At 71.3% G+C, this 16,387-nt stretch carries 18 protein-coding genes; 9 read left to right on the forward strand and 9 right to left on the reverse strand.

Annotated features, from left to right (window positions below; translation table 11 throughout):
• Positions 1-17: 17 nt before the first annotated feature.
• The 4 genes from KUA19_RS23280 to alr form a co-directional block, all read right to left on the reverse strand.
• The gene (locus KUA19_RS23280) at positions 18-281 is read right to left on the reverse strand and encodes a hypothetical protein (RefSeq protein ID WP_217398918.1); all 264 of its coding nucleotides are present in this window, start codon (positions 279-281) and stop codon (positions 18-20) included.
• 84 nt (positions 282-365) lie between these two features.
• Entirely contained in the window at positions 366-1,019 is a 654-nt protein-coding gene (locus KUA19_RS23285; protein ID WP_217398920.1) for an HAD family hydrolase, read from the reverse strand.
• The gene (locus KUA19_RS23290) at positions 1,016-2,038 is read right to left on the reverse strand and encodes a D-alanine--D-alanine ligase family protein (RefSeq protein ID WP_217398922.1); all 1,023 of its coding nucleotides are present in this window, start codon (positions 2,036-2,038) and stop codon (positions 1,016-1,018) included. The genes KUA19_RS23285 and KUA19_RS23290 overlap by 4 nt, the downstream gene beginning before the upstream one ends.
• A 2-nt stretch (positions 2,039-2,040) precedes the next feature.
• Positions 2,041-3,186: an alanine racemase gene (gene alr / locus KUA19_RS23295; RefSeq protein WP_308167592.1), complete on the reverse strand. Its 1,146-nt coding sequence runs from the start codon at positions 3,184-3,186 to the stop codon at positions 2,041-2,043.
• 87 nt (positions 3,187-3,273) lie between these two features.
• Between alr and KUA19_RS23300 the strand changes: the two genes are divergently transcribed.
• Both KUA19_RS23300 and KUA19_RS23305 read left to right on the forward strand, forming a co-directional pair.
• The gene (locus tag KUA19_RS23300; RefSeq protein WP_217398924.1) at positions 3,274-3,930 is read left to right on the forward strand and encodes a response regulator transcription factor; all 657 of its coding nucleotides are present in this window, start codon (positions 3,274-3,276) and stop codon (positions 3,928-3,930) included.
• The gene (locus KUA19_RS23305) at positions 3,927-5,042 is read left to right on the forward strand and encodes a sensor histidine kinase (RefSeq protein ID WP_308167593.1); all 1,116 of its coding nucleotides are present in this window, start codon (positions 3,927-3,929) and stop codon (positions 5,040-5,042) included. Before KUA19_RS23300 ends, KUA19_RS23305 begins: the two co-directional genes overlap by 4 nt.
• A gap of 146 nt (positions 5,043-5,188) precedes the next feature.
• Here the strand turns inward: KUA19_RS23305 and KUA19_RS23310 are convergent, their stop codons facing one another.
• Entirely contained in the window at positions 5,189-5,917 is a 729-nt protein-coding gene (locus KUA19_RS23310; RefSeq protein ID WP_217398926.1) for an SDR family oxidoreductase, read from the reverse strand.
• A gap of 129 nt (positions 5,918-6,046) precedes the next feature.
• On the opposite strand from KUA19_RS23310, the gene KUA19_RS23315 reads away from it, so the two are divergent.
• A complete protein-coding gene (locus KUA19_RS23315; protein ID WP_217398928.1) occupies positions 6,047-6,733 on the forward strand; it encodes a hypothetical protein in 687 nt (228 codons plus the stop codon).
• Between the two features lie 78 nt (positions 6,734-6,811).
• Here KUA19_RS23315 and KUA19_RS23320 read toward each other — a convergent pair whose 3' ends face one another.
• The 3 genes from KUA19_RS23320 to KUA19_RS23330 form a co-directional block, all read right to left on the reverse strand.
• The gene (locus KUA19_RS23320) at positions 6,812-8,125 is read right to left on the reverse strand and encodes an extracellular catalytic domain type 1 short-chain-length polyhydroxyalkanoate depolymerase (protein ID WP_217398930.1); all 1,314 of its coding nucleotides are present in this window, start codon (positions 8,123-8,125) and stop codon (positions 6,812-6,814) included.
• Between the two features lie 338 nt (positions 8,126-8,463).
• Positions 8,464-9,525: a cytochrome d ubiquinol oxidase subunit II gene (gene cydB / locus KUA19_RS23325; protein ID WP_217398932.1), complete on the reverse strand. Its 1,062-nt coding sequence runs from the start codon at positions 9,523-9,525 to the stop codon at positions 8,464-8,466.
• A 12-nt stretch (positions 9,526-9,537) separates the two neighbouring features.
• Positions 9,538-10,956, reverse strand: a complete 1,419-nt coding sequence (locus KUA19_RS23330; RefSeq protein WP_217398934.1) for a cytochrome ubiquinol oxidase subunit I — start codon at positions 10,954-10,956, stop codon at positions 9,538-9,540.
• Positions 10,957-11,045: 89 nt separating this feature from the next.
• Here KUA19_RS23330 and KUA19_RS23335 point away from each other — a divergent pair, with 89 nt between their 5' ends.
• Positions 11,046-11,825 carry a lysophospholipid acyltransferase family protein gene (locus tag KUA19_RS23335; protein WP_217398936.1) on the forward strand — a complete coding sequence of 260 codons (780 nt, stop codon included), beginning with the start codon at positions 11,046-11,048 and terminating at the stop codon, positions 11,823-11,825.
• Between the two features lies 1 nt (position 11,826).
• Here KUA19_RS23335 and KUA19_RS23340 read toward each other — a convergent pair whose 3' ends face one another.
• Positions 11,827-12,048, reverse strand: a complete 222-nt coding sequence (locus tag KUA19_RS23340; protein ID WP_254549956.1) for a hypothetical protein — start codon at positions 12,046-12,048, stop codon at positions 11,827-11,829.
• Positions 12,049-12,195: 147 nt separating this feature from the next.
• Between KUA19_RS23340 and KUA19_RS23345 the strand changes: the two genes are divergently transcribed.
• The 5 genes from KUA19_RS23345 to KUA19_RS23365 all read left to right on the forward strand — a co-directional run bounded on the left by KUA19_RS23345 (position 12,196) and on the right by KUA19_RS23365 (position 16,240).
• Positions 12,196-12,975: a glycerophosphodiester phosphodiesterase family protein gene (locus KUA19_RS23345; RefSeq protein ID WP_217398938.1), complete on the forward strand. Its 780-nt coding sequence runs from the start codon at positions 12,196-12,198 to the stop codon at positions 12,973-12,975.
• A complete protein-coding gene (locus KUA19_RS23350; RefSeq protein WP_217398940.1) occupies positions 12,972-14,351 on the forward strand; it encodes an MFS transporter in 1,380 nt (459 codons plus the stop codon). Before KUA19_RS23345 ends, KUA19_RS23350 begins: the two co-directional genes overlap by 4 nt.
• Positions 14,352-14,411: 60 nt before the next feature.
• Positions 14,412-15,083 (forward strand): thymidine kinase, encoded by a 672-nt coding sequence (locus tag KUA19_RS23355; RefSeq protein WP_308167595.1) that lies wholly within the window; start codon positions 14,412-14,414, stop codon positions 15,081-15,083.
• Between the two features lie 105 nt (positions 15,084-15,188).
• Entirely contained in the window at positions 15,189-15,416 is a 228-nt protein-coding gene (locus tag KUA19_RS23360; protein WP_217398942.1) for a hypothetical protein, read from the forward strand.
• A complete protein-coding gene (locus KUA19_RS23365) occupies positions 15,413-16,240 on the forward strand; it encodes a universal stress protein (RefSeq protein WP_217398944.1) in 828 nt (275 codons plus the stop codon). The genes KUA19_RS23360 and KUA19_RS23365 overlap by 4 nt, the downstream gene beginning before the upstream one ends.
• The last annotated feature ends 147 nt before the right edge of the window (positions 16,241-16,387 follow it).

Consider the following 16,387-nt stretch of genomic DNA (forward strand, 5'->3'; position numbering starts at 1 on the left):
GGTCTGTGATGGTGCGACTACCGCCCGCCCCGGGGCTGGTTGCCCTTCTTCAGCCGCATGATGTTGGCCTGCCCTGCGGAGATCTGGGTCCGGCTGGCCTTCGTACGGGCGGCCATGGAGCGTTCACGCGAACGCTGCTGAGCCTGCTCGCCCGCCCAGCCGTGCTGGTCCTGCGGCCCATGGTCGTGGTCGGCGTGCGCGGCCTGCTCGTCGGTCTCGGTCTCGGCGTCATGCGGCGGCCACGGCCGCGCGTGCCGCTGGGACTGGTTGTTCTTGGCCATCGTTCCTCCTCCGGCGATCACCTTCACGCTAGAGGCGGCGGTGCCCGCCCGGGTCCGAACGCCGAGATACCCCTCTTCGGGGGATCACCCGGCCGGGGCGAGCAGGTCGGGCAGCTCGGTCAGGCGGTCGACCACGGTGGCCAGGCGCGCCGTGTCGGGGTGCGCCGAGGCGAGGTAGCCCCACGGGCCCCGCCGGATCAGCACCGGCTTCATCCCGGCGCGGCTGGCGGGGCGCACGTCGTTGTCGACCCGGTCGCCGACGTACGCGATCTGCTCCGGCGCGGCCCGCGCCACCTCGGCGACCTTGGCGAAGAAGTCCGGGTGCGGTTTCTCCAGCCCCCACTCGGCGGAGGTGTGGATCGCGTCGGCGGCCAGCTCCATCCGCTCCAGCGCCGCCTTCGCCTGCGGCGGCTGGTTGCCCGCGACGATCACGGCCAGGCCGCGGCGGCGCAGCTCGGCGAAGGCGGGCTTGACGTCGGGGTACAGGTCGACCTCGTCGAAGTTCTCGCGCAGGCTGTCGGCCTCCTCGACGGCCCAGGCGGCCATCTCGGCGTCGAGGTCGAGTCCGGGGCGGACCAGCGCGAACGCCTCGCTGAACGGCCGGTCCGTGGCGGCCATCGCGCCGATCAGGCCGAGCAGCGCGAACCGGGGCACGCCCAGGCGGTCGGCCCAGCGGCTCCAGATGCGGGTCTCGTCGATGAGCGTCTCGCCGACGTCGAACACGACTGCCTTGATCACCTCGCCAGGATAGTCGGCGCGGACAGCGCGGGCGCGGTACGGGCGGTGGCGATCATCACGTCCAGCAGCTTGGTCAGCGGCAGTCCCGCCGCCTGCCACATGCGCGGGTACTGCGACGCCGCCGTGAAGCCCGGGAACGTGTTGACCTCGTTGACGATCGGCTCGCCGCCCAGCGGGTCGGTGGCCGCGTCGGGCACGAAGAAGTCGACCCGCAGCAGCCCCCGGCACTCCAGCGCGGCGAAGACCTGCAGTGCCCGCCGCTGCAGCAGCGCCGTGACCGCCGGGTCGAGCCGCGCCGGGATGTCGAACACCACCTGCCCGGCGGTGTACTTGGCGTCGTAGTCGAAGAAACCGTGCCCGTCGGCGACCCGGATCTCCAGCGGCGGCCCGGCCTGCACCGTCCCGTCCGGGTGCTGCAGCACCGCGACGTCGATCTCGCGACCCGGGCAGGCCCGCTCCACCAGCACTTTCGTGTCGCTGCGGCGGGCCGTGGCCAGCGCTTCGGGCAGCTGTTCCCAGGTGTCCACCCGGGTCACGCCGAGGCTCGACCCGGCGCGGGCGGGCTTGACGAACACCGGCAGCCCCAGCGCCACCCGGTCGATCGGGTCCACGTCGTCGACGCCCGGCCGCAGCACCAGCCCCTCGGCGACCCGCAGCCCGTCGGCGGCCAGCAGCTTCTTGGTGAACTCCTTGTCCATCCCGGCCGCGCTGGCGAACACCCCGTTGCCGACGTACGGCACCCCGACCAGCTCCAGCAGCGACTGGATCGTCCCGTCCTCGCCGTACGGCCCGTGCAGCGCCGGGAACGCCACGTCCACGCCGCGCAGGGCCCGCATCGCGTCGCCGAGCCCGCCGCGCACTCCGTCGACGTGCCACCAGCCGTCGCGGTCGATGCGCAGCTCCGTCACGTCGTACGCGACGCGGTCCAGGTGGGCCAGGATCGCGGCCGCCGACTTGCACGACACGTCGTGCTCGCCGCTGCGGCCGCCGTAGATGACGGCCAGCCGGATGGTGCTCATGTTCAGTGCCTCCCCGTTAGTTGTCGTGTGCGGTCGTGGCTGCGGTGGTGGCGCGCGATCCGGGCGCCGAGGCCGGTGAGGATCTCGTGCGGGTTGGTGCCCGCCCAGCCCGCCCAGTCGGCGACGGTGGGCTCGCCCAGCTCGCCGGGGCCGAACACGGTCACCGGGTCGCCCGCGGCCACCGGCAGGTCCCCGGCGTCGACCACGCACTGGTCCATGCAGATCCGCCCGACGATCCGGCACCGGCGGCCGCCGAGCAGCACCTCGGCCCGGCCCGCGGTCACCCGGGGCAGGCCGTCGCCGAACCCCAGCGGCAGCAGCGCCAACGTGGTGGGCCGGGACGTCTTGTACGCGTGGTGGTAGGAGACCCCGGTCCCGGCCGGTACCCGACGGACGGTCGCGACCTCGGTCGTCAGCGTCAGGGCCGGGCGCAGGCCGTGCTCGCGGCCGGGGACGGGCTCCACGCCGTACAGGGCCAGGCCGGTGCGGACCAGGTCGTAGTGGGTGCTGGGGGAGCTGAACACGGCGGCGGAGTTGGCCAGGTGCCGCAGCGGCGGGCGCAGCCCGGCGGCCATCGCGCGGATCAGCGCCGAGGCGAACGCATCCTGCTGGGCGGTGGTGCCAGGGCTGCCGGGGCGGTCGGCCTCGTACAGGTGGGACCAGATGCCGTGCACCCTGACCAGACCGGCCCGCTCCAGCGTCGCCGCGCGGGTGACCAGCTGCGGCCACTCGGCGGGATCGGCGCCGTTGCGAGCCATCCCCGTGTCGATCTTCAGGTGCACCTGGGCGGGACGGCCGACGTGGTGGGCGGCGGTCGCGACCGCGTCGAGGTGCGGCACCGACGGGACCGACACGTCCACGTCGGCGGCGATGAGCTCGGCGAAGTCGGTCCGCGGCGAGTGCAGCCAGCTCAGCACCGGCGCCCGTACCCCCGCCGCGCGCAGCGCCAGCGCCTCGCCCGCGGTCGCCACCCCGAGCCAGGTCGCGCCCGCGGCCAGGGCTGCCCGCGCCACTGGCAGCATGCCGTGCCCGAACGCGTCGGCCTTCACCACGGCCATCACCGCGGCCGAGGTGTGCGCCGCGATCACACCGACGTTGTGCGCCACCGCGGTGAGGTCCACCTCCGCCTGGGCCAGATCGTGAGTCACGCCGGGAAGTCCACCGCAGCGGCTGTGAGGGCATCGAGAGCGAATTCACTAACGCCCTGCTAACACCGCATGGGCATACTTGCTCGCGTGCGAGTGCTGGTGGTGGAGGACGAGGAGCTGATGGCCGAGGCCGTGGCCGAGGGGCTGCGGCAGGAGGCCTTCGCGGTCGACGTCGCCCACGACGGCGCCGCCGCGCTGGAGAAGCTGGCCGTCAACGACTACGACGTGATGGTCCTGGACCGCGACCTCCCGCTGGTGCACGGCGACGAGGTCTGCCGCCAGGCGGTCGCCTCCGGCTCGGGGGTACGGGTGCTGATGCTCACCGTCTCGGTCACCGTCGCCGACCGGGTCGCCGGACTGTCCCTGGGCGCCGACGACTACCTGCCCAAGCCGTTCGCCTTCGCCGAGCTGGTGGCCCGGGTGCGGGCGCTGGGCCGCCGGGCCCGCCCGGCCGTGCCGCCGGTGCTGGAGCGTGCCGGGCTGCGCCTGGACCCGCACCACCGCGAGACCTACCGCGACGGCCGCTACGTCAACCTGTCCCGCAAGGAGTTCGCGGTGCTGGAGGAGCTGCTGCGGGCCGAGGGCGCCGTGGTCTCCGCCGAGACGCTGCTGGAGAAGGTCTGGGACGAGAACATGGACCCGTTCACCACCATCGTCCGGGTCACCATCAGCGGGCTGCGCCGCAAGCTCGGCGACCCGCAGCTGATCGAGACGGTCACCGCCGTCGGATACCGCGTCAAGTGAACGGCCGCGGCAGCCTCCGGGTCCGGCTGACCCTGGTCTTCGGGCTGATGTTCCTGCTCGCGGGCAGCGCCGTGTTGGCGGGCGCGCTGATCCTGGTCCGTAACAGCATGGACTACAGCCTCAACATCGCCTTCTCCGGCAAGTATCTGGGCTACGGGTACGACGACCAGGCCTCGCTGCTCGCCTCCAAGCAGGCGATCATGGACTCGATGCAGCGCAACCTGCTGTTCAAGGGCGGGCTGACGGTGCTCGCGGTGTGGGTGCTCACCACCGCCGCGGGCTGGTTCATCGCCGGGACGCTGCTCAAACCGCTCAACATGATCACCGCGACCGCGCACCGGATCGCCGGGCGCACCCTGCACCGGCGCATCGCCCTCGACGCCCCGCCCAGCGAGGTCAAGAGCCTGGCCGACTCGTTCGACAGCATGCTCGACCGGCTCGACGAGGCGTTCGCCGGGCAGGGCCGGTTCATCGCCAACGCCGCGCACGAGCTGAAGACCCCGCTCGCTCTCAACCGCACCCTGGTCGAGGTCGCGATGGCCCGCCCGGACAGCCCCGCGCAGGTGCAGCAACTCGGGGAGAACCTCCTCGCGGTCAACCTGCGCCACGAGCGCCTGATCGACTCGCTGCTGACCCTGGCCCGCGCCGAGGACGCGGTCACCGAGCGGCGCGGCGTCGACCTGGCCGAGCTGGCCACGGTCGCCGTCGAGGCCACCGCCACCCGCGCGACCGAACTGCGGTTGCAGGTCAGCTCGCAGCTGGCGGCCGCGCCCGTCGTCGGCGACCCGATCCTGCTGGAGCAGCTGATCCGCAACCTGGTCGACAACGCAGTGCGCTACAACGTGCCCGACGGAGCGGTCTGGGTGCACACCCAGGCCAAGCCGCACCACGCCGAGATCGTGGTGGCCAACACGGGCGCGGTGATCTCGTCGTACGAGATCCCGGCCCTGTTCGAGCCGTTCCGCCGCCTCACCGACCGCACCGGCTCGGCCCGTGGCAGCGGCCTGGGCCTGTCCATCGTCCGCGCGGTCGCCCAGGCCCACCGCGGCGACGCCGTCGCGACCCCGCGCCCCGGCGGCGGCCTCTCCATCCGCGTAATCCTCCCCCGCTGACCCACCCCACCGCCCCCACCCACCGCCCCCGCCCCACCGCCCGGCCGACCCCTCAAGATCGCGCAAGTTGCCGGGCAATCGGGCGTATCTTGGGCACTCATTCCCACGATTGCCCGGCAACATGAACGGTCTTGGGGCGGGGGCGGTCAGCGGCCGCCGGAGACCTTGAGGGTGGCGCCGGTGACGTAGGACGCCTCGTCGCCGAGCAGCCAGGCGATGGCGGCGGCAACCTCGTCGGGCTGGCCGCCGCGGCCCAGCGGCGCGGCCGGGCCCACCCGGTCGGCGCGGCCCGGTTCGCCGCTGCCCGCGTGGAACTCCGTGTGGATCACGCCGGGGGAGACCGTGTTCACCCTGATCCCGGCCGGGCCGAGTTCCTTGGACAGGCCGACGGTCAGCGCCTCGACGGCGGCCTTGGCCGCGGCGTAGTGCACATACTCGCCGGGGCTGCCCAGGGTCGCGGCGACGCTGGAGACGTTGACGATCGCGCCGCCGCGGCCCATGCGCCGGGCCGCCTGCTGGGCGCACAGGATGTAGCCGACGACGTTGACGTCGACGACGCGGCGCAGGTCCGCTTCGGACAGGTCGGTGAGTGGGCCGATGGTGCTGGCGACCCCGGCGTTGTTGACCAGACCGGTGAGTGTGCCGAGTTCGGCCTCCACCCGGTCGAACATCGCGCGCACCTGCGTACCATCTGCGATGTCGGCGCGCACCGCGAGCGCGCGTCGCCCGGTGGCCTCGATCTCGCTGACCACCCGGGCGGCGGCCCGCTCGTCGTGCTGGTAGCCCACCGCCACGTCGTGACCGGCGGCGGCGAGGCGCAGGCAGGTCGCGGCGCCGATGCCCCGGCCGCCTCCGGTGACAAGAGTGATCGCCATGGCGCCATTACAGCAGGCAGGTACGCCTGGTGGCAGGGTGTCGGTGCTCACCTTGTCGGTCGGCTCTGGTAGAACGTGCGTATCAAACATGTGTTCGGCGAGGCGTAGGCAGAGGTGTGGGGCGCGGTTATGGCGGGATTGTCGACTCAGGAATTGACCCAGATCGAGGAGACACTGGCCGCCGGCAAGCGTCCCCGAGTCATGTTCACCGAGGCCGCGGGTCAGATCGCGGGTCAGCTCGGGCAGGTGGTGCAGCTGGACGATCCGGCGGTCCACGATGAGTGGATCATGGTGAAGTTCGGCAGCGACGTGCTGCCCTTCGCGCCGAGCGATCTGACCATCCCGCCCAAGGGCGCGACCGGGAAGAAGCCCGCGCCCGAGCCGGTGGTCGAGGAGCCCGCCGCGCCCGAGCCGGAGTTCATGGTCATCCGTCAGAAGCCCGTACGTCAGGAGCGTCCCGTGTCCCAGAGTCCCGAGGTGTCCGAAGCAGAGGCCACCGCCGCAGCCCCCGCGCCGCGTCGTGCCGCCGCCGGCAAGGGTCCGAAGGTCAAGCCGCCGGCCGGGCTCACCGTCACCCTCGCCTACACCGAGGGGGAGTGGACGGTCGGGGCGGTGCAGGGCACCAAGGCACTGGCCAAGCCATACGTCATCAAGGCGCAGGAGGCGCTGAAGATGGTGTCGATGCTGGACGTGCCGGGTGTGCAGGAGGCCGTGGAGCAGATCCTGGCCAGCGAGCGGGCCGAGGCGCAGGCGCACGCCGAGAAGCTGCGCGCGGAGCTGGCCGAGCTTGAGGCCAAGCTCGCCGAGCTGGGCTGAGAGCCGAGCTGGGCTGAGACGAGGCGAACCGGCCCGGACACCGCGCGGTGTCCGGGCCGGACCCGTTTCAGACGAGGGTCAGAGCGCGGTGCAGCTGACCGTGGCGGTCGGCGAGGTGCCGTTGGCCTGGAACCCGAAGTCGGTGGCGGCACCGGCCCCGAGCTGGCCGTTGTACGGCATGTTCGTCACCTGGATCGTGCCGGACGTGCCCGCGAACACGCCGTTCCACGAGTTGACCACCGAGGCGCCCGAGGGCAGCGTCAGCGTGACCCGCCAGCCCCTGATCCCGCCGGTGCCCGCGGTGACGTGCACGTTGCCGACGAACCCGGTCTGCCACACGCTGGTGGCGCTGAACACGGCGGTGCAGCCGCCCGGGTTCGGGTTGCCGCTCGGCGACGGGCTCGGCGAGGACGACGCGGACGCCGACGGGCTCGGCGAGGCCGAACGCGACGGCGAGACCGACGGCGACGGGCTGGACGTGGTGTTCAGGCCGAAGAACGCGACCGCCGAGGCCGCGTTGACCGGCAGGTTGTGCGAGGTGTTCGCCAGGCTGTACGCCTCCACCAGCACCTGGCCGGAGCTGTTGGCGTACCGGGTGCGGGTCTGGCCCGACGCCGGGGTGTCGGTGGAGGTCGGCGTCTGGCTGAGACCGTTGACATTGGTCCACTGCTTGATCGCTTCGCCGAAGTTGACGTAGTTCAGCGTCTCGTCATTGGTGCCGTGCCACAGCTGCATGCGCGGCCGCGACCCGGTGTAACCGGGGTACGCGTTGCGAACCAGGTCACCCCACTGGGCGGCGGTCTTCGTGAGCTGCCCCTGCGCGCACTGGCTGTTCCACTTGGTCGGTCCGGCGAAGCAGCCGAACGGCACGCCCGCGAACGCCGAGCCCGCCTTGAACACGTCCGGGTAGGCGCCCAGCAGCACGTTGGTCATCATCGCGCCGGAGGAGACGCCGGTGGCGTACGTGCGGTTGGGGTCGGAGTTGTAGTTCTGCTGCACGTACTTGACCATCGACACGATGCTGAGCGAGTCGCCGCCGCCGTTGTGGGTGAGCGTGGCCGTGGAGGCCACGTCGAAGCAGGCGTCGCTGGCGGTGACCGACGGGTAGATCACGATGAAGCCGTACTGGTCGGCGAGCTGGGCGAACTGGGTGCCGCTGTAGAACGCCGGGCCGTTGCCGGTGCAGTAGTGGTTGGCCACCAGCAGGCCGGGGCGGGTGGCGACGTTGTTGGGGACGTACAGGTACATCCGCAGGTTGCCGGGGTTGGTGCCGAAGTTGGTCACCTCGGTGAGGGTGGCCGCCTGGGCCGGGGTGGCGACGCTGAGAATGGCAGCGGCGACCACGGGGACGACCGCCAGCCACAGCGCGTGCATGGCTCTGCGAAGTTTCATGGGGCTCTCGCTCCTTGGCGAATGACAGCACAGGGTTCTGCCGTCACCCGGTGCCAGCCCCACGGGGTGTGCCCTCGGCAGTTCGGATCGCACCCGCGTCCCGGCGCGGGCGGTGACTCCCGCCCCGGAGTCTAGGAGCGCTCCCACGGCAACGGTGTGCCCGCGCGCCGAGCGGCGCCCATCCATCGACGAACGGCACCCACCCGCGCCCAGCGGCCCGCCCCGCCCCGCCCCGCCCCGAGCGTCAAGATCGGCCGCGAGTTGCCGGGCAATCGTGGGAAAGTGGCCCCAAGATACGGCCGATTGCCAGGCAACTCGCGGTTGTGATCTTGGGATGGTCAGGTCGCTGTGGTGGTGGCCGCCGGGGTGGGGGCCGGTTCGGCGGGGATGTGGTGGGTGCCGATGCGCTTGCGGAAGACCCAGTACGTCCAGCCCTGGTAGAGCAGCACGATCGGGGTGAACACCAGCGCCACCCAGGTCATGATCTTCAGGGTGTACGGCGTGGACGACGCGTTGGCCACGGTCAGGCTGTTGGTGGCCGGGTCGACCGTGGACGGCAGCACATCCGGGTAGAGCGTGGCGAACAGCGCCGCCACCGCGAACGCGATCGCCGCCGCGGTGCCGGTGAACGCCCACCCCTCGCGCCGCCCCTGCGGGTCGGTGCGCGACGGCAGCCGGTTGGCGACCAGCCCGCCGACCAGGCAGAGCGCGGCGAGCACGGCGAGCGTGACCGACAGCGGGGTCGAGTGGCGGGCCATGGTCCAGACCAGGAACACGACGGCCACCAGTGCGGCGGCGATGCCGACCCGCTCGGCCAGGGCGTTCGCACGCTGGCGGATGTCGCCGACGGTCTTGAGCGCGATGAAGATCGCGCCGTGGGTGAGGAACAGCAGCAGCGTGGTCAGCCCGCCCAGCAGCGCGTACGGGTTGAGTAGCGTGAACAGGCTGCCCGTGTACTGGTGGTCGGCGTCCAGCGGCACGCCGCGCACGATGTTGGCGAACGCGACGCCCCACAGGAACGCGGGCACCACCGAGCCGAACACGATGCACCAGTCGAAGCGCCGCCTCCAGAGCACGTCGTCGCGCTTGCCGCGGTATTCGAACGCCACCCCGCGCAGGATCAGCGCGAGCAGGATCAGCAGCAGGGGCAGGTAGAAGCCGGAGAACAGGGTGGCGTACCACTCGGGGAAGGCGGCGAACATGGCCCCGCCCGCGGTGAGGACCCAGACCTCGTTGCCGTCCCAGACCGGCCCGATGGTGTTGATGACGACGCGGCGCTCGCGTTCGTCGCGGCCGAGCACGGGCAGCAGCATGCCGACGCCGAAGTCGAAGCCCTCGAGTACGAAGTACCCGGTGAACAGGACCGCGATGAGCAGGAACCACAGGGTGTGCAGATGCATGGCGGCGCGCTCCTAGTACGCGAAGGCGAGCGGGCGGTCCTCGTCGGACTCGACCGCGGGCGGCGGGGACACGTCGGGCACGCCTGCCTTGGCGTACTTGAGCAGCAGGCCGACCTCGACCACGGCCAGGGCGCCGTAGAGCAGGGTGAACACGGCCATCGAGGTGATCACGTCACCGGAGCTGACCGACGGGGAGGCGGCGACGGCGGTCTTCATCTGGCCGAAGACGATCCAGGGTTGGCGGCCCATCTCGGTGAAGATCCAGCCGGTGGAGTTGGCCAGCAGCGGCAGCAGCGGCAGGGCGAGCGCCCCGGCCAGCAGCAGTTTCCCGCCGCGGGTGTTCGCGTCGGGGGCGCGGCCCTTGCGGGTGGCCCACAGGACCCACAGCGCGATCAGGGAGGCCAGCGCGCCGAAGCCGATCATGAGACGGAAGGTCCAGTAGGTGACCGGGATGTTGGGCTTGTAGTCGCCGGGGCCGTATTTGGCCTCGTACTCGGCCTGCAGGTCGTTGATGCCCTGGACCTTGCCGTCGAAGGTGCCGGTGGCCAGGAAGGAGAGCAGGTCGGGCAGTTCGAGGGCGTACACCGGGCGGCTGCCGTCGAGGGTGCCGATGGTGAACAGGGAGAACGGCGCGGGCTGTTCGGTGGTGTAGAGGGCCTCGGCGGCGGCCATCTTCATCGGCTGCACCTCGGTCATGATCTTGCCTTGGACGTCGCCGGTGAGGGCCAGTGCCACCATCGCGACCAGCGTCGTCCAGGCGCCCACCTTGGCGGCGCTGCGGTAGGCCGCGGTGTCGCGGCCCGGCCGCCGGACCAGGTGCCACACCGCGACCGCGGCGACCAGGCCGCCCGCGGTGAGGAAGGCCCCGGCGATGGTGTGCGGGATGGTGATCAGGGCGACCTTGTTCGTGAGCACGGCCCAGAAGTCGGTCAGCTCGGCCCGTCCCCGCTCGGCGTTGATCCTGAAGCCGACCGGGTGCTGCATCCACGAGTTGGCGACCAGGATGAACGCCGCGCTGAGCACGGTGCCCCAGGCCACGATCCAGATACAGGCCAGGTGGATCTTCTTCGGCAGCTTGTCCCACCCGAAGATCCACAGGCCAAGGAAGGTCGACTCCAGGAAGAAGGCCAGCAGCGCCTCCATCGCCAGCGGCGCGCCGAAGATGTCGCCGACGAAGCGGGAGTACTCGCTCCAGTTCATGCCGAACTGGAACTCCTGCACGATGCCGGTGACCACACCCATCGCGAAGTTGATCAGGAACAGCTTCCCGTAGAACTTGGTGAGCTTGAGCCACTTCTCGTTGCCCGTCCGCACCCAGGCCGTCTGGAAGGCCGCCACCAGGAACGCCATGCCGATGGTGATGGGTACGAAGAGAAAGTGGTAAACGGTGGTGATCCCGAACTGCCACCGCGCCAGGTCTGTCGCGTCCATGCCGCGCAACTCCCGCCGTGCGTCTTTTGATCCTCTTCCGGTCAGGCTACGCATCCGGCCTGGTCGTGGTATGGGACTTAGGTCACCTCATGGCAGGATGTGCGTCCGTGACGCCTCCCTCCGCCTGGTCACCGCCGCCACTGCTGCGCTTCGCGCTGCTGCTCGCGACGGGTGTCACCCGCCTGCTGGCGCGCCTGCAGGTCACCGGCGACCTGCCCCGTGAAGCTCGCCACAGCGCCCTCATCCTGGCGAGCAACCACCTCAGCCCGTTCGACCCGATCGCGATGGCCGCGACCTTCCGGCGGTTGCGGATACACCCTCGGGTAATGGCCAACGCGGGCCTGTTCAAGCACCCGGTGATCGGGCCGCTGATGCGCTGGCAGGGCCACATCCGGGCCGACCGGGGCGAGGCGACGGCGGTCAACGCCGTCTCCGACAGCGTCACCGCGCTGGCGGAGGGCTCGATGGTGATGCTGTACCCGGAGGGCCGCATCGGCCTGGACCCGCACCTGTGGCCCGAGCGCGCCCGCACCGGCGTGGGTCGCCTGGTGCTGGCCACCAAGGCGCCGGTGATCCCGATGGCGATCTGGGGCTCGCACGAGGTGCTGCCCTACGACGCGCCCACCGGCATGTGGCCGGTGATCTGGCGCAACCTGCGCCGCCGCCCGGTGGTGCGGGTGCACGTCGGCAAGCCGGTGGACCTGTCGGACATCGACCCGGGCCGGGTGGGCGCGGCGCAGCGCATCGCCGACCGCATCGTCGACGCGATCACCGCCGAGCTCGCCCCGCTGCGCGCCGACGAGCCCGACCAGCCCCGCTTCACCGACCCGACCCGGCCGAGCTCGACGCAGCGCTCCCGGCGGCGCTAGGTCACTCTCCCCTGCGGGCGCGGTACGCCGCGACCAGTTCGCGGGTGGTGCCGATGCCCAACCCCTGACGCAGGTCGGCGATGCGGCGGTTGGCGGTACGCAGCGACAGGTACTCCGCCGACGCGGCCGCCGCTATCGTCGCCCCGTCGGCGAGCCGATCGAGCAGTGCGCGCTGTACGGGCGAGAGCTGACGGAACCAGTCCGCAGGGTCGTCATCAGCCACCGTGCACCCCTTCCCGATGTTGCACCCGACATGGATCGACTTGTTTCGACGCAGTGGTGCGGACATTCTCACCGATGTCGCCCACTGTTGGCGAGCGGTCCGTGTGGGGGCAACCGGGACCCATTCGGTGGTGGCACACTTCCGCGGATGGAGACGCCGCGCCCTCTGCATCCGTACCTCGCGCAGCCGCCGTTGGCATTCGCCCATCGGGGTGGTGCCGCCGAGGGTGACGAGAACACCGCCGACGCGTTCGCCCGGTCGGTGGCCGCCGGATACCGCTACGTGGAGACCGACGTGCACGCCACCCGGGACGGGGTCGCGGTGGTGCTGCACGACCCGGACCTGCGCCGCGTCGCGGGTGAGCCGCTCGCGGTGGCGGACGTGAGCTGGCAGGACCTGGCCTCGGTGCGGGTCGGCGGGGCGGCGGCGGTGCCCCGGCTGGACGAGGTGCTCGACGCCTGGCCGGAGGTCCGGTTCAACATCGACGTGAAGGACGACCGCGCGGTCGAGCCGACGGTGACGGTGGTGCACGAGCGGGCCACCCCGGACCAGGTGCTGCTGGCCTCCTTCTCCGATGCGCGGCTGCGGCGGCTGCGGGAACTGGCCGGTCCGGCGTACGCGACGTCGCTGGCGCAGAAGGAGACGGCCCGGCTGTGGCTGGCCTCCCGCTACGGCGGTCGGCTGAGGCTGCCGCCGTCGGTGGTCGCGGCACAGGTCCCGGTGCGGTTCGGCCGGGTCCGGGTGGTCGACCGCAGGTTCGTGGCGTACGCCCACCGCCTGGGACTTCAGGTGCACGTCTGGACGATCGACGATCCTGCCGAGATGGCCGGGTTACTTGATCTCGGTGTGGATGGCATCATGACCGATCGCATCGACGTGTTACGGGAAGTTTTCGTAGACCGTGGCCTTTGGAAGGACCACCCATGACCGCTGATCTCAGCGCACCCCCGCCCGAGACCCCGACCGCCGAAGCCGACACCGCGGGCTACGGCGAGAGCACCAAGCGCGAGCGCGTCGGCTGGTACTTCTACGACTGGGCCAACTCCGCCTTCTCCACCACCGTGGTGACCGCCTTCCTCGGGCCGTACCTGGGCGGGATCGCCAAGCACGGCGCGGACGCCGCGGGCGACGTGCACCTGCTGGGGTTGTCGTTCAAGGCCGGGTCGCTGTTCGCGTACACCACCTCGCTGTCGGTGTTCCTGCAGGTCCTGCTGCTGCCGGTGGTCGGCGCCATCGCCGACCGGGCCGCGCGCAAGAAGGTGTGGCTGGCCGCGTTCGCCTACATCGGCGCGGGCGCGACCTGCGGGCTGGTCTTCCTCACGGGCGGCCGCTACCAGCTGGGCGCCGCGCTGTTCCTGATCGCGAACCTGGCCTTCGGCGCCAGCGTGGTCGTCTACAACTCGTTCCTGCCGCAGATCTCCAGCGAGGAGGACCGCGACGGGGTGTCCAGCCGCGGCTGGGCCTTCGGCTACCTCGGCGGCGGCCTGCTGCTCCTGCTCAACGTGGTCGTGGTGCTGATCGGCGGCAAGGACAACGAGGCCGACATCGCCCGCTGGTGCCTGGTGTCGGCGGGCGTGTGGTGGGCGCTGTTCACCACCTTCCCGCTGCTGTGGCTGCGCAACCGGCCGGTACTGGAGGGCGTGGCGCGCGGTCACGTGGTGGTGGACGGGTTCCGGCAGCTTGGGCACACGCTGCGGGGCATGCGGGCGTACCCGCTGACGCTGTTCTTCCTGGTCGCGTTCCTGATCTACAACGACGGCATCCAGACCGTCATCGCCATGGCGGGCACCTATGGCTCCGAGGAACTCGGCTTCGACAACGCGACGCTGATGCCCACGATCCTGATGGTGCAGTTCCTGGCGTTCGGCGGCGCGATGCTGCTGGGCCGGCTGGCCAAGCGGTTCGGCGCGTGGAAGACGGTGCTGGGCAGCCTGGTCGGCTGGACGCTGATCGTGACCGCCGCCTACTTCCTGCCCGCGGGGCAGGCGGTGCCGTTCATCGCGCTGGGCGGGGCGATCGGCATCGTGCTCGGCGGCAGCCAGGCGCTGAGCCGGTCACTGTTCAGCCAGCTCATCCCGAAGGGCAAGGAAGGCGAGTACTTCGGCTTCTACGAGATCTCCGACAAGGGCACCAGCTGGCTCGGCCCGCTGGTGTTCGGCGCCGCGTACGACATCACCGGCAGCTACCGCGTCGCGATCTTCTCGCTGATCCTGTTCTTCGCGCTCGGGTTCGTGCTGCTGCTCAAGGTGCCCATGCGCCGGGCCATCGAGCAGGCGGGCAACGTACCTCCGACACGCCTGTAGTGCTGCGTCTGCATTCATGGATTCCCGGTCACGGTGGGCCAGCCGTTAGGCTGCCCCACCGTGACCTCTGCCGACGCGCCAGTCCCCGCCCCGCAGTGCAACGCCGCCGGTGACGGTCGGCTGCGCCACGGCGCCGCCCTGAAGTTCTTCTGGGGCCCGATGGACTGCGGCAAGTCGACGCTGGCCCTGCAGATGGACCACAATCACGGCCGTCAGGGCCGCCGGGGCCTGGTGCTGACGCGCAACGACCGGTCGATGGGGCCGCAGGTCACCACCCGGATCGGGCTCGCGCACACCGCCGTCGAGGTGACCGACGAACTCGACCTGGTCGACCTGGTGCGCAAGGAGTGGTCCACCGGCGCCCGCATCGACTACCTGATCTGCGACGAGGCCTGCTTCTACACCGTCGCGCAGATCGAGCAGCTGGCCGACCTGGTCGACGGGTACGACGTCGACGTGTACGCCTTCGGCCTGGCCTCCGACTTCCGCTCGCAGCTGTTCCCGGCCGCGCAGCGACTGTTCGAGCTGGCCGACGAGGTGCACCGGCTGCAGGTCGAGGTGCTGTGCTGGTGCGGCCGCGAGGGCCTGCTCAACGCGCGCATCGTCGACGGCGTGGTGGCGCGCGAGGGCGCGCAGGTGGTGATCGGGGACACGGCCGCGGCCGATCCGGCCGAGGTGCGTTACCAGGTGCTGTGCCGTCGCCACTACCGTTCCGGCGATCTGGGCCGCTGATCATGCCGGGCCGCCTGTGGGCGGCCGGTTCAGGTGTGACGGTCGTTATCCGGGCCCTGCGCTGCCGGTAATCCGGGAGTAACGTCGGGTGTTCACGCTGGGCTCATGGATGACTACACACAGTTGTCTGAGTCGGAGCTGGACCGGGCGATGACGCCCGCACTGGCGCGGCTGCGCGCCGCGTACGTCGAGCGGGTCAACCAAGCATTGGCCCGCGATGAGGACGAGATCGCGCGCGAGCTGGCCGAGAATTTCGAGACTGACGTCGTCGACGCGGTCGTGGCCTGGTTGCACCGGCCCACGACCGTGCCGGATTCGGGGGTATCACGATGACGAACAACGCACTGACCACACCACCGGTACTGGTGGGCTACGACGACAGCCGCGCGGGGCGTTCGGCGCTGGAGCTGGCGGCCGCCGAGGCCGCGGCGCGCAGCCTGCCGCTGTGCCTGCTCTACCGGCGCGACCCGATGGCCTGGACCCATCCCACCTCGATGGCGCCCTACCCGGCGTCGTTCTGGCGCTCGGCCAACGACGACGAGCAGGCCGCGCACGCGGCGGCCGAGGCCGTACAACAGCGGTTCCCGCAGGTCGAGGTGCGGCTGCGCGGCACGCAGAGCTCGCTGCCGCAGGCGCTGGCCGGGGCTGCCCCGTCGGCCGCGATGCTGGTGGTGGGCGGGGCCGCCAAGCAGTCGGCGCTGCCCTCGCGGCGCGCCGCCGGGGTGCGGCTGGCCCGCAAGGCGGGCCGCCCGGTGCTGTCGGCCAACTCCGCCGTGCCGTCCGACGCGGCCGGATCGAGTCAGGGACCCGTGGTGGTGGCCGCGGCCGGGTCGCAGGTGCCCGGCTCGGCCCTGTCCTTCGCGTTCGAGGAGGCGGCCGCGTACGGCGTGGACGTGCTGGCCTGCGGGGTGTGGCACGACCGGGGCAGTGCCGACGCGTTCTCCGGCGCCGTGCGCGCGACCGCGGCGGAACACCCGGAGGTGGCTGTGAGGCAGGTCACCCTGGGCGGTGACGACCATGCCGCGCACGTGCCGGTGCTGGCCGAGGCCCGGCTGATGGTGCTGGGCGGCCCGGAGAGCCGCTGGTCACCGTCCTGGCCGGTGCCGCGGGAGCTGCTGCGCGACTGGCACCGTCCCATCGCGACAGTCCCCAACTGACTCCACCTGGTATGACCTCCCGGCGGCCGGGCGTATTCTGGAAGACCTCACGCCCTGCCGCCGGGCCACAAGCATCGGAGCTGGCGAATCAAAAAGTCCACTGTGTAGCAGCACCCTCATCCGGGTATGGCGCGAACTGTCCCAATG

The sequence above is a fragment of the Catellatospora tritici genome, from assembly GCF_019083965.1.
In the GTDB taxonomy this organism is placed as follows: Bacteria; Actinomycetota; Actinomycetes; order Mycobacteriales; family Micromonosporaceae; genus Catellatospora; species Catellatospora tritici.

Coding starts and splice junctions, on each gene's coding strand:
- KUA19_RS23290 (WP_217398922.1), bottom strand. CDS start 2,038: ATGAGCACCATCCGGCTGGCCGTCATCTACGGCGGCCGCAGCGGCGAG.
- KUA19_RS23330 (WP_217398934.1), bottom strand. CDS start 10,956: ATGGACGCGACAGACCTGGCGCGGTGGCAGTTCGGGATCACCACCGTT.
- KUA19_RS23315 (WP_217398928.1), top strand. CDS start 6,047: ATGGCGGGATTGTCGACTCAGGAATTGACCCAGATCGAGGAGACACTG.
- KUA19_RS23335 (WP_217398936.1), top strand. CDS start 11,046: ATGGCAGGATGTGCGTCCGTGACGCCTCCCTCCGCCTGGTCACCGCCG.
- KUA19_RS23280 (WP_217398918.1), bottom strand. CDS start 281: ATGGCCAAGAACAACCAGTCCCAGCGGCACGCGCGGCCGTGGCCGCCG.
- KUA19_RS23310 (WP_217398926.1), bottom strand. CDS start 5,917: ATGGCGATCACTCTTGTCACCGGAGGCGGCCGGGGCATCGGCGCCGCG.
- KUA19_RS23345 (WP_217398938.1), top strand. CDS start 12,196: ATGGAGACGCCGCGCCCTCTGCATCCGTACCTCGCGCAGCCGCCGTTG.
- KUA19_RS23360 (WP_217398942.1), top strand. CDS start 15,189: ATGGATGACTACACACAGTTGTCTGAGTCGGAGCTGGACCGGGCGATG.
- KUA19_RS23320 (WP_217398930.1), bottom strand. CDS start 8,125: ATGAAACTTCGCAGAGCCATGCACGCGCTGTGGCTGGCGGTCGTCCCC.
- KUA19_RS23365 (WP_217398944.1), top strand. CDS start 15,413: ATGACGAACAACGCACTGACCACACCACCGGTACTGGTGGGCTACGAC.
- cydB (WP_217398932.1), bottom strand. CDS start 9,525: ATGCATCTGCACACCCTGTGGTTCCTGCTCATCGCGGTCCTGTTCACC.
- KUA19_RS23350 (WP_217398940.1), top strand. CDS start 12,972: ATGACCGCTGATCTCAGCGCACCCCCGCCCGAGACCCCGACCGCCGAA.